The 12113-nt window shown below is 72.0% G+C and carries 10 protein-coding genes and 1 riboswitch; of the genes, 1 reads left to right on the plus strand and 9 read right to left on the minus strand.

The window, feature by feature from the left end:
- Window positions 1-171: 171 nt before the first annotated feature.
- The 8 genes from ABD330_RS31380 to ABD330_RS31415 all read right to left on the minus strand — a co-directional run bounded on the left by ABD330_RS31380 (window position 172) and on the right by ABD330_RS31415 (window position 9672).
- Window positions 172-675, minus strand: a complete 504-nt coding sequence (locus ABD330_RS31380) for a P-loop nucleotide/nucleoside kinase family protein (protein ID WP_344469707.1) — start codon at window positions 673-675, stop codon at window positions 172-174.
- A 607-nt stretch (window positions 676-1282) separates the two neighbouring features.
- A complete protein-coding gene (locus ABD330_RS31385) occupies window positions 1283-1555 on the minus strand; it encodes a mycoredoxin (RefSeq protein ID WP_344469708.1) in 273 nt (90 codons plus the stop codon).
- 126 nt (window positions 1556-1681) lie between these two features.
- Window positions 1682-2413, minus strand: coding sequence for an MgtC/SapB family protein (locus tag ABD330_RS31390; RefSeq protein ID WP_344469709.1), 732 nt, complete (start codon window positions 2411-2413; stop codon window positions 1682-1684).
- 365 nt (window positions 2414-2778) lie between these two features.
- Window positions 2779-2968, minus strand: a riboswitch (M-box (ykoK) riboswitch).
- Between the two features lie 260 nt (window positions 2969-3228).
- Window positions 3229-4182: a DUF4331 family protein gene (locus ABD330_RS31395; RefSeq protein WP_344469710.1), complete on the minus strand. Its 954-nt coding sequence runs from the start codon at window positions 4180-4182 to the stop codon at window positions 3229-3231.
- A gap of 77 nt (window positions 4183-4259) precedes the next feature.
- A complete protein-coding gene (locus ABD330_RS31400; RefSeq protein WP_344469711.1) occupies window positions 4260-5909 on the minus strand; it encodes an MDR family MFS transporter in 1650 nt (549 codons plus the stop codon).
- 54 nt (window positions 5910-5963) lie between these two features.
- Complete coding sequence (locus tag ABD330_RS31405) at window positions 5964-8210, minus strand: MMPL family transporter (RefSeq protein ID WP_344469712.1); 2247 nt, start codon at window positions 8208-8210, stop codon at window positions 5964-5966.
- 107 nt (window positions 8211-8317) lie between these two features.
- On the minus strand, window positions 8318-9019 hold the full coding sequence (locus tag ABD330_RS31410; protein WP_344469713.1) for a WhiB family transcriptional regulator: 702 nt from the start codon (window positions 9017-9019) through the stop codon (window positions 8318-8320).
- A 170-nt stretch (window positions 9020-9189) separates the two neighbouring features.
- Window positions 9190-9672 (minus strand): hypothetical protein, encoded by a 483-nt coding sequence (locus ABD330_RS31415; RefSeq protein WP_344469714.1) that lies wholly within the window; start codon window positions 9670-9672, stop codon window positions 9190-9192.
- A gap of 77 nt (window positions 9673-9749) precedes the next feature.
- Here ABD330_RS31415 and ABD330_RS31420 point away from each other — a divergent pair, with 77 nt between their 5' ends.
- The gene (locus tag ABD330_RS31420) at window positions 9750-10538 is read left to right on the plus strand and encodes an IclR family transcriptional regulator (RefSeq protein WP_344469715.1); all 789 of its coding nucleotides are present in this window, start codon (window positions 9750-9752) and stop codon (window positions 10536-10538) included.
- Between the two features lie 115 nt (window positions 10539-10653).
- On the opposite strand, the gene ABD330_RS31425 is transcribed toward ABD330_RS31420, so the two are convergent.
- Window positions 10654-11616 (minus strand): 3-hydroxyacyl-CoA dehydrogenase NAD-binding domain-containing protein, encoded by a 963-nt coding sequence (locus ABD330_RS31425; protein WP_344469716.1) that lies wholly within the window; start codon window positions 11614-11616, stop codon window positions 10654-10656.
- Window positions 11617-12113 lie beyond the last annotated feature (497 nt).

The following is a 12113-nucleotide window of genomic DNA, read 5'->3' on the forward strand; positions in this document are numbered from 1 at the left end:
CTGCAGGGGGGACCCTGTGGGAGAGTAGGACGCCGCCGAACAATCTTTCACAAATGACCCCTCATCCGGGAACGGATGGGGGGTCATTTGCATATCCAGGACAGTTTCCGGAACCCCCGAACCTTCGTTGGCACGGGCGGGAGGCCGTCCCTGCCGCGTGGCTTCAGGGCATCAAGTCCGAGACTGCACGAGGACCTGCTCGCCCTCTCCGTTCGGTTCTTCGAAGTTGGCCAGGTAACGGGCGAACAGTTTCTCGTCCACGGTGACGGAGTTGGCGCCCGCCTCGCCGTTCCGTGCCGCCAGGCGACGCTCCAGCGTCGTCCGGTCGGCCTTGAGGTGGACCAGATTCCAACGGCAGCCGTGACTCTCGACCAGTGCCTTGTAATCCTCGCGGGCGGCGCGACTCCAGAAGCTGTAGTCCACCACCACGTCGCGCCCAGCCAGCATCAGCCCGATCAGTTCCTGCCGCTGGACACGGCGAACCTCCTCCTTGAGCTGGTCGAACGCCTCCACCTCCAGGACCAGGCCGGCGTCACGCTGCCCGAGCCGTTGCCAGACGACCTCGTCAATCGAGAGCCGGACAAAGCCTCGTCGCACCAGTTCCATCGCGTAGGTGGTCTTGCCCGCTCCCGGAAGACCGCACATCAGCACCACCGTGCTCACTCGCTGCGTCATGGAGCCACGCTACTGACGTCGGCGCATCAGTGTGAACCTCCTTCTGGGTAGCGAGGCCTGGAACCGCACTATCTGACACGAGAGCTGCTCGACTACCGTGTGCGTATGGAACTCCGGGAACCTGCCTGCCCGCAGTGCGAGGACACCACCCAACTGGGGGTCTTCGAGGAGCGCCGCAGATCCTTGGTCCACCCGGCTGGCGGGGTCCGGATGTTCGCCTCCGCCACCCTCGCGGTCTGGGGCGCAGCCATGCTGACCCAGACACGGCTCGTGGTGGGCGCACTGCTGCTCGCGGGGGCCGTGCTGGTCGGGGTCCGCGCCGTGCGGGCGGTGCGACGGGCGAGGTGGGTGCCACCAGCGAAGGTGTTCTACTGCCCCAGGTGTCTGATGCGCTTTCGGCCCGAAGAGCAGATCGCTGCCCCCATCCGCATACCTCATGCACCATGAGGTTCAGCCACCACGCCCATGAGGGTCTTCAGGACGGTTCACCCTGACGCGCCGAGGTCAGTAGCGCCGGAGGACACGCCGCTTCTGTCGCGAGAAGCGCGTCCGCTGGAGCGGCTCCCGCCGCGGTCTGTCCGCCCGGCGAGCTCTCGCGGTCGGACCACTAGTCGCGGCGCAGGCCGGGGGCGTACTCCGCCACCGCTGCGAGCACCTGATGCCTCGACGGGTTGACCATCGCCCGTCCCGCCACGGTAACCGTCGGCACCGTCTCGTTCCCGTCCGCGACCGAGCGGACGAACGCCGCCGCATCGGGGTCCTTCCAGATGTTGACCAAGCTGTACCGCAGCCGTGTGAAGCGCAGCTGTAGCCGTAGCCTCATGCAGTACGGGCAGCCGGGCCGCCAGTAGACCACCATGCCGTCGCGGTCCTCGCTCACGAACTCACCTCTCTGCCGCACGCGTTGGCACCGAGCTTAGACCGACCGGCAAATGGAGGGCCCCGCCGGTGGCGGACCGGGCTGCGGAGTTACCGGTTGCCCCGCGGAGGACGTGCGGGCCGGCCGTCAGGCCAGGGCCTCGCGTTCCGTCCGGGTCGGGTCCTCCTCCAGGTGCCAGTGCAGGTCGCTCACTCCGGGGTCCAGCGAGAGACGGGAGACGACCTGCTCCAGGGCGTGTGCGACGTCGCCGCTGATCGCCACGGTGGCGCGAAGGCTGGTGAGGTCGCCCCCTTCGCGGCGGGCGCGCAGGCCGGTGGGGGCCAGGCCGGAGGCGGTCAGGGCTTGCAGCAGCAGGGCGCGGATGTGGGTCTCCGAGCGGCGCTCGCACTCCAGGTGCACGGTCGCCCGGACGCTCGCGTCGGGGTCGGTTCCGGCGGCGGGCGCGCCGTCGAGCAGCCGTCCGGCCGGACGCAGGACGAGGTGCACGGCCAGCACCGCCAGCGTCCCGAGCAGCGCGAGCGTGAGTTTTCCGGAAGCCGCCAGGACACCGACGGCGGCCGAACACCAGAGTGTGGCAGCGGTGTTGAGCCCCCGGACACCCGCGCCGTCGCGCAGGATGACACCGCCGCCGAGGAAGCCGATGCCGGAGACCACGTAGGAGGCGACCCGGGTCGGGCTGCCGGTGTCGGAGACGGCTTCGCTGTAGAGGACGAACAGCGTGGCGCCGGTTGCGACCAGAGCGTTGGTGCGCAGGCCGGCCATCCGGGCCCGCCACTGGCGTTCGACGCCGATCAGGGCGCCGCAACCGACGCCGGTGGCCAGGCGGATGAGAAAGTCGAGTGTGGTCAGGCTGTGCACGAGGGCACCTCCTCGTCGAGGCGGGACGTCGGACGGCCCGGGTGTTCCGGACCGGCCCGCCGCACTGCCCACCGGCCGACGGTGCGTCAGTACGCACGTCGGTTCGCGCGTCAGGCGACTCACCGGACGGCTCGGGACGGCCCGACGGCTGTACGGTGCCGGAGAGCCGGCCGCGAATCGGCCGGGGGAGGGCGGCGGTTACCGCACGCCGGGGAACGGCGCGGGCAGGCGGGTGCGGGGCCGACTTCGGCCCGGACCACTACCGCTGCTGCTACTCGAATCCATTGCACTCGCCTCCTTCCGGCCGGGACGCACGCGCGGTGCGTCGTATCGACACGGCAAGGAGCGGACCGGCCCGGACGGCCGGCTCACCCCAACTCGTCAGAGCTTTGGCACTTCACGGCGTGATCCCGCGCCGGGCGACCGGCAGCTGGTGGGAAGCCACTTGGGATCAACCCTTAGGTCGGGAAGATCTGTCCTGAACCTGGGCGTCTCTCGACGTCGTGGGGTCAGTGGCCTGTGTCCGTGAAGACGCCTCACCGAACGAGGTGCCTTACTAAACCTTTGCCATCGTAGACCGCGCCGGGCCCCGCTCTGCTTCTTTTGGCGGATCCTTGATCCCGGCCCTCCTGCTGCGGCCCCCCGATGGGCCCCTCGGATGTCCCCCTTCGCTGTGCGCTTCCGGGGTGCCGAGGCCGTGCCCCTGTCGGCGTCGAGCCGCTGTCCGCGCCGGTCCGCTGTCGGGCGTGACAGCGGACCCGCGCGAGCGGTGACGGGTGTGGGGCGATGACCTGTGAGGTGGTGGTGTGGGCCCGTCAGTGCGGGGTGCCGAGGTAGGGGAAGCCCGGGAGGAAGTCGGTGTGCGGGCCGATGTGGTCGCTGGTGATCTTCCCGCCGCTGACCATGGCGAGCCGGGCGGAGGTGACGTCGTCGGTGAGGGACCGGCCGTTCGGGTAGGCGGCGGGCTCGGTGCGGTCGTAGCGCAGGATGTCGGGAAGTACGGTGCTCAGGGCCTGTTCGGCGGCCTGGGCGTCGTAGCCGCCGGTGTGCTGGAGGACCGCCGTCCAGGGGGCGAGGTAGCCGGCTCGGTCGTCGGCGGGTTCGCCCGCGTTGTAGGCGTCCTTGACCTCCTCCGCGTTGAAGTACGCGGTCAGCGACGGATGCGCGCCACGGTCGACCGAGACGGGTTCGCCGTCCTGGAGCAGGCTGACCCGGGCCCAGACACCGATCGGGCCACCCGCGCCCAGGTCGGCGCTCGGCAGCTCCAGCACGATGCCCAGGACGTTCTTGTCCGCCCCCCAGTCCACGCCGGTCCACTGGAACTGCTGGACGATGCCGTCCAGATCGGCGAAGAACGGGTCGCTGCGCAGCCCGGCGAAGAACCGGTAGGACCCGGTGGCGGTCACCACCGGGTCCTCACCGCCCCGGGTCACCGGGGCACCGGCGAGGAGTTGCTCGCCGCCGGCCCGGTGGTCGCGGGCCCGGTCGCCGTCGGCCCGGTGGACGGTGGCCTGCTGCCGACCGCCGTCCGGCGGGGAGAAGACGAAGCTGAAGGCTGTGTCGGCCCGGTCGTCGCCGTCGGTGTCGATGTTCACCCGGTAGACGGCGTCCGGATGGAACGCGGCGCCCTCGGACGGGGCGACCGGATGGACGTTCATGATCAGCACAGTGCGGTCGCCGGGCACGGTGAAGGCGAACAGGTCGGTGAGGTCGAGCCGGGCGTCGTCCCTGGGGGAGCGCAGGTTCGGCCCGCTGAGGTGATGTGACATGGTCCGAGCATCGACCGGCCCCCGCCGGTCCGCGAGCCGGCGTCATCCCGTTCGGCCGTGCCGTTCAGCCGTGCCGCTCAGCGGACGGCGCCCGGGACGGCGCCCGGGACACCGGCCGGGACGTCGGCCGACTCGACAGCGTCCAGGCCGGCGTTTTCCAGGCAAGTGCTGTCCGGACCGGTGGTGTCCCGGCCCTCCCCGGCCGGCCCGGCCGGGGAGCTCGGCGCGGGAGGCGGGGTCTCCTCGACGAGGAGCATGGCGATCAGTGCGACGAACGCGATCGGCGCGGTGAGCAGGAAGACGTCGCCGAGGCTGTGCCCGAAGGCGTTCTCGATCAGTGGCCGGACCCGGGCGGGGAGGGCCGCGAGGTCGGGGATGCCCGAGCCGTTGCCGCGCGCGGCTGCGGCGGGGAGGTGGGCGGCGGCGAGGTTCTGCGCGGCGTAGTGGTTGGTCCGGTGACCGAGCACGGCGCCGAGGGCGGACACCCCGAGCGCGCCGCCCATCGAACGGGCGAAGTTGGCCGTCGAGCTGGCGGCGCCCAGGACGGCGGCGGGTGCGGTGTTCTGGATCACCAGGACCAGGTTCTGCATGGTCATCCCGATACCGGTCCCGACCATCAGCATGTAGCAGGCGGTCAGCCCGTACGAGGTGTCCGAGCGCACCGTCCCGAGCAGCGCGAAGCCGGCCGTGAGCAGCGTGCCGCCGATCAGCAGGTAGACCTTCCAGCGGCCGTGCCGGGTGATCAGCCTGCCGACCACCATCGAGGCCACGGCCAGGCCCAGCACCATCGGCATGGTCTCGACCCCGGCCGTGATCGGTGAGCTGCCCCGCCCGAGCTGGAAGTACTGGCTCAGGAAGGTGGTCGCGGCGTACATGGCCGCGCCGATCAGCAGGCCGGCCAGCACCGACAGCGTCACCGTGCGGTAGCCGAACAGTGAGAGCGGGATGATCGGCTCGCTCGCCCGGCTCTCGGTGAGCACGGCGAGCAGGCCGAGCAGCACGCTGCCACCGACCATCGCGGCGGTCTGCCAGGACAGCCAGGCGTACTGGTCCCCGGCCAGCGTGATCCAGACCAGGAGGACCGTGGCCGAGGAGGCGATCAGGGCCGCGCCGAGGTAGTCGATCTTCGCCTCGCGCCGGTGCACCGGCAGGTGGAGGGTCTTCTGCAGCAGGACGACGGCGAGCAGGGTGAACGGGACGCTGACGTAGAAGCACCAGCGCCAGCCGAGCCAGGAGGTGTCCACGATGGTGCCGCCGATGAGCGGCCCGCCGATCGTGGCCAGCGCGAAGGCCATGCCGAAGTAGCCGCTGTAGCGGCCGCGTTCGCGCGGGCCGGTCAGGCTGGCCATGCACACCTGGCCGAGTGCGGTGATGCCGCCGGAGCCGAGGCCCTGGAGCACCCGGCAGGCGATCAGCTCGCCCGGGTTCTGCGACAGCCCGGCCAGCATCGAGCCGAGCAGGTAGATCACCAGCGAGATCTGGACCAGCAGCTTCTTGCTCACCAGGTCCGAGAGCTTCCCCCAGAGCGGGGTGGAGGCGCAGCTCGCCAGCAGCGTGCCGGCGATCACCCAGGTGTAGGCCGACTCCCCGCCGTGCAGGTCCGTCAGGATCTTCGGGAGGGCGTTGGTGACGATCGTGGAGGACAGCGCCGCCATGAAGATCCCGAGCAGCAGCCCGGACAACGCCTGCATGATCTGTCGGTGGTTCATCGCTTCGGCGGGTTTCATCGTGCGCCTTCCGGTTCCGGGTGGGGTCACGTCTCGGGGCGGGGTGACGTCGGGTCAGGCGGGGTGGGCCGCCACGGCCTCCGGGCTGGGCTCCTGCCTGGGCTGCGGGGCGGGTGCGCGGGTGTCCCGGTGGAGGCGCTCGCCCTCGATGTCGAGGTCGGGCAGCAACCGGGAGAGCCAGGCCGGCAACCACCAGGCGGCCCGTCCGGCGAGGGCGAGAACGGCCGGCACCAGGGTCATCCGGACCAGGAAGGCGTCCAGCAGCACACCGAGCGCGAGCGAGAAGGCGATCTGCCGCAGGATGCTGTCGTCGGTGTTGATGAAGGCGGCGAAGACCGAGAACATGATCAGCGCGGCGGCGGTGACGACCCGTGAGGCGTGCCGGGCCCCGGCGTGCACCGAGCGCAGCGGCTGCCCGGTCCGGACGTACTCCTCGCGCATCCGGGAGACCAGGAAGACCTCGTAGTCCATCGCCAGCCCGAACAGCACCGCGATCAGGATCACCGGCAGGAAGCTGGCCACCGGCCCGGTCCGGTCGACACCGATCAGGCCGCCGAACCAGCCCCACTGGAAGACCGCCACCACGGCGCCGAAGGTCGCCGCGACGGAGAGCAGGAACCCGGCGGTCGCCTTCACCGGGACGACCAGCGAGCGGAACACCAGCAGCAGGAGTACCAGGGCCAGCCCGACCACCACGGCGGTGAACGGCAGCAGCGCGGAGCCGAGCTTCGCCGAGACGTCGACCTGGACGGCGGTGTTGCCGGTGACCTCGATCGTCGCGCCGGTGTCGGCACGGACGGCGGCGGCGCTGCCCCTGATGGCGTGGACCAGGTCCTTGGTGGCCTGGTCGGAGGGGCCGCTCGCGGGTATCACCTGGATCAGCGAGGCATGGGAGGCCGGGTCGGCGACGGGCTTGGCTACGGCGGCCACGTCCGGCAGAGCGCGGACCGTACGGGCGATCCGCTCGGTGGCCTGCTGGGCGTCCGCGCTGCCCGAGGTGTCGGTGAGGATCAGCAGCGGTCCGTTGAAGCCGCTGCCGAAGGCCTGGGTGATCCGGTCGTACGCCGCCCGCTGCGAGGTGCCGGCCGGGGCGGAGCCGTTGTCGGGCAGGGCGAGCCGCAGGCCGGCGGCCGGGAGGGCGAGGCAGCCGAGCACGGCCACCACGGCGAGCACGGTCAGCAGCGGTCGGCGGGTGACGATCCGGGCCCAGCGCTCACCGGCGTTGGCGGCCTCGGCCGCGTCGACGGCGGCGTTCGCGGTGGTGGCGCGGTGGGCGGCACGGGAACCCGGGGCCGGACGGAGCCGCTCACCGGCGAAGCCGAGCACGGCCGGCAGCAGGGTGGTCGCCACCGCGACCGCGACCAGCACGGCGCCGGCCGCCGCCAGGCCCATCACGGTGAGGAAGGGGATGCCGACGATGGACAGGCCCGCCAGCGCGATGATCACGGTGAGACCGGCGAACACCACCGCGCCGCCGGCGGTCCCGGTGGCCAGCGCGGCCGACTCCTCGGGGTCGGTGCCCTCGGCCAGCTGGGAGCGGTGCCGGCTGAGGATGAACAGGGCGTAGTCGATGCCGACCGCCAGGCCGATCATCAGCGCCAACGTGATCGCGGTCTGCGAGACGGTGGCGACCCCGGTGAGCGCCAGCACCCCGCCGACCCCGACGCCGATACCGAGGAAGGCGGTCAGCAGCGGCATCCCGGCGCTCAGCAGGGAGCCGAAGGTGACGGCCAGTACGACCAGGGCGACCAGCAGGCCGATCACGTCCTCGGCCCCCGGCTTGGCACCCTTGCCCTCGAAGGCCGCCCCGCCGACCCGGACGTCCAGCCCGGCCGCCTCGGCCTGGCGCGTGGTGTCCTTGAGCCGGTCCAGCGAATCCACCTTCAACTCGGTCTTGCCGACGCTGTACTGCACCTGGGTGATCGCGGTGGACCCGTCCTTCGAGGCCGCGCCGGAGGCGGCGGGCGGGATCACCGCCGCGACCTGGGGAGCGGTGCGCGCCGCGGCGTCGGTCTGCCGGAGAATCGCGGCGTAGCGGGCGTCGGTGACCCGCTGCCCGGCCGGCGCGGTGAAGACCAGCTGCGCACTCGTACCGGAGGCGGCCGGGAAGTCGTGCTTCATCGCGTCCAGCGCCCGCTGGGACTCCGAACCGGGGATGGTGAACTGGTTGTCGAGCCGGCCGGCGCCGCCGAACGCCGCGCCGCACGCGACCAGTGCGGCCAGCAGGGCGAGCCAGATGCCGAGGACGAGGCGCCGGCGCCGGTAGGCGGTGCGCCCCAGACGGTAGAGCAGGGTGGCCATGGGTCTGTCTTCTCTCGGGGACGGTGCGGGCTTCGCGGGTACGGGCCTCGCGGGTGGTGCCGGTGGTGCGGGTATGGCTGCAGGGTGCGCGCGGTAGGTGAGCCGGCTCAGGCCGCCCACGTCGCCCACACCGCAGGGGTCATGGCGTTCCCGGCGGGCTCTGCGGCCGTGGGCCGGGCGGACCGTACGGCCGGGGGCGCGGCCGCGACGACGACGCCCAGGGCCGCGCCGGCCAGCTGGGCGGACCGGTCGATCCGGGCCACCGTGTGCGCGCTGACCCCGAGTACGTCGGCGATCCGGACCTCGCTCCAGCCGCGCTGGCGCAGCGAGACGACCGCAGCGGGCCGGTCCTGCTTCGGCACGACGGTGGGGCGTCCGGCCTCCAGCCGCTCGACGAGCTCCTGACGGGCTGTCGGGGGCACCTTGGCCAGCAGGTGCAGGAAGCGGCGCTCGGCTGCGGTCAACCCGCCCCAGATCCCCTCGGTCGCGCCGACCCGCAGCGCCTCGCGCAGGCAGGCGTCCCGCAGCGGGCAGCCGGCACAGAGCCGCTTGGCCGTGGCCACCTGCGCGGCGGCCGCCGGGGACTCGCCGGCCGGGAAGAACAGCTCGGGGTCGGCCGACCGGCAGGGCGCCGCCGCGAACACGTCCGGGCCCGGACGGGCTGCGCCGACCGCTGTGCCGACTGCCGTGCCGCCGCCCGGCCCGCCGACCGTGCCGGTGGCCGCCCGGGCGCCGGGGCCGAGGCCGGCGTGGCCGCGGGCGCTGCTGCCGGTGGAGACGGGGGTGCGGGTCTGGCCGTTCGCGGGCATGACGGAGTCCTTCTCAACAGGGCGGAGTCGGGGGCGGGCAGTGTTCACCGCTGGGCGAAGGCGCCTTCCGGGCCTTCCGGGCGTCCTCTTGCGAGGGCTCCCCAACCGTAGGACACGAACTTGAGGTTACGCAAATAAAAAACTAGCTACGTATATAAGTAAGAAGGCATCTAGGGTTGATGGGTCGGCGCGAGCGGCAGGCGGTGCAGGGCGACGTCGCGGGCCGGCTTCCAGCCGCGGTGCGCCGCGGCGTGGATCGAGGCGAGGAGCAGGTGCCGCGCACTGCGGAGCAGGAAGGCGGCCAGCGGCAGTTCGAGGAGGAGTGCCGAGGCGAGGGCGGCGGGGAAGTCGGCGGTGTCCCAGCTGGTCATGATGTCGAACCAGGCGTCGCAGACCAGGAGGGTGGAGCTGACCACCATCAGCGGGATCGTGATGTGCCGGCGCTTGAGGCCGGCCGCCGTGGTGGCGGCCAGTGCGGCGAGCAGCATGGTGTCGAAGCCCGCCCAGAGGGCGTTCCAGTGCCGGGTCGTGTACTGGTGCGGCAGGCTGGTGGCGAGGTGGAGCGTCCAGGGGATGAGGACGACGCAGACGGTGGCGAGCAGTTCGATGAGCCGGCGTCGCCGCCGGACTGCCGGTGGGCGTATTGGGGTCATGTCGGTCGACCGTCCGAGGTGAAGAGTTATGTAAATGAAAAGTTGACTACGCAAATACGTAGAGATAGCTTGTGGCCATGGCACTGGACGACACCCCTGACACGCCCCCGCCGGCTGCGGCGCCCGCACCACGGCGCCCGCACCACCGCACGGTCGACCGGGTCGCGGCCCTGCTCGACGCGGTGGCCCGCGCGCCCATGGGCCTGTCGCTCAGTCAGCTGGCCACCAGGCTGGAAGCCCCGGTCAGCTCCATCCAGGGCCTGGTCAACGGCCTGACAGCGGTCGGCTACCTCACCGAGGAGGACAAGCGCTTCCTGCTGGGCCCCGCCACCTATGTGCTCAACCTGGCGGCCGGCCGTCGCCCGGCGGCGGGTGTCCGCCAGGAGGACCTGGAGGAGCTCGCCACTCGCACGGGGGCCGATGTCCTGGTGGCGGTACGGGTCGGCGACAGCGTCGTCTACACCAGCCACGCCGGGCCGTGGTCCATCCAGCGGCTGGCCTACCGCGTCACCGAGTACCGCGCCAGCCCCATGCTCTGCACCGCGGCGGGCTGGGCGATCCTCGCCCACGCCGACGAACGCGACCTGCGGGCCCACCTGGCCACCGAGGGCGAGCGGTACCCGCGCCAGACGACGGAGTTCCTCGACCGGATCGAGCACATCCGGCGTACCGGGATGGCCTACACCCATGCGCTCGGCGACCCGGAGGTCTCGGCCGTCGCCGTACCGCTGGGCGGCGGCGGCCAGGCCGACGCCGCGATCCTGGTGATCGGCCGCCACGAGCAGATCGACGGCCGCAGCAACGAGCTGGGCGCCCAGTTGCAGGAGGCGGTCCGGGCCTGGGAGAGCCGCCAGGACCAGCCGTAGCGCGCTCACCGGGACCCGCCGGTCCGCCGGTCCGCCGGTCGGTCTGCGAGTCGGCCGGCAGATCGACCGGTAGATCGACCGGTAGGCAGGCCGGTCGGACGGCCTGCCCCGGGTGTCAGCCCGCGGGCCGCAGGGCGGTCATGACGGCGAGTTGGCCCCGGTCCCGGTCCGCGCCCAGCTCGGCGTACGCGCGGCCGCCGTGGGCCGCCTTCTCCTCAGCGAGCAGCGTCGCGATCGTGGCCTCGTCGAAGGCCGGCCGGCCGAGCAACTGCCACAGCTGCTCCACGGCCGGCCCCAGCTGCCGCAGGAAGCGCTCGAAACCCCCGGGATCACCGGGGCAGCCCGGGCCGCCGGCCAGGCTGAAAGTCAGGAACGGGCCGCCGGCCGCCCAGCGCAACCCGATCGAGCTGGTTACCACGGTGTCCAGGTCCTGGAGGCTGACGACACCCGTACTCACCAGGTGGACGGCCTCACGGAAGAGCGCCGACTGGAGGCGGTTGGCGACGAACCCCGGGATCTCGCGGCGCAGGACCAGCGGCTGCTTGCCGACCTGGCGGTAGAACGCCGCCGCGTCTTCCAGGGTCCGCGCCTCGGTGTGTTCGCCGGGGACGACCTCGACCAGCGGGATCAGGTGCGGCGGGTCGAAGGGATGGCCGATCGCCACCCGGCCCGGCGCGGCCATCCGCGCGGAGAAGTCGGTGGCGCGCAGGACCGAGGCGGAGGAGAGCAGCAGCGTTTCCGGACGGGTCGCGGCCTCCAACCGGACGAACAGGTCCTGCTTGCGGGCCAGCTCGTCCGGAACGCTCTCCTGCACCACCTCGACGTCGGCGACGGCCCGCTCCAGATCCGCCTCGAAGACCAGCCGGCCGGCGAGGTTCCCGAGGGGCCGGCCGAGCGCGTCCAGCGCGGGGGCGAGTACGGCGAGCTGCGCGGTGACGTACTCCTCCAGGTCCGGACGCGGGTCGCTGACCGTGACGTGCAGGCCGTGGGCGAGGAACAGCGCGGCCCAGGAGGAGCCGATCCGGCCGGCGCCGACGACTGCGACGCGGTCGAAGCGACGCGATGGGGAGGTGGGCATGGCGGTGCCGTTCTGGTGAGGGGGGGATGAGGGGTGTGGGTCCGGGTGCGCTCCGACGGTCCGGGGCCGGGTCTCGCCGCTGTCGTCCGGCACCTCGTCGAGGTGGGCGATCGGGTCGAACTCGGGCCCGCCGGACAGGGCTGACTCCTGGGAAACGCCTGCGGGGGAGGGGAGTTGGGCGCTGGCCCGGTCCTCGCTGCCGCCCTAGACAAGGTAATCTCGGAACGCAAGTTACGCAAATGAAAAATGAGATACTTATATAAGTAAAACGGCCTGAAGCGGCCCTTGGGATCCGGGAGTCGACTCCTGCGACGGCACCGCCCGGAGCAGACGCGTGGCGAGCCGACGGAGCGGAGGAGGGAGAGGATTTGCCCGTGGCCCGGGATGGGCGTAGTGTTCACTAGTCGCTCGGCAGGGAGCACCGGACACGCATCGGCGCGGACGGTCCCGGAGCGGCCAATCCTCTGGACCACCACTTCTCTTCTCGTCCCGCATGG

Source organism: Kitasatospora kazusensis (assembly GCF_039529945.1).
GTDB classification, from domain to species: Bacteria; Actinomycetota; Actinomycetes; order Streptomycetales; family Streptomycetaceae; genus Kitasatospora; species Kitasatospora kazusensis.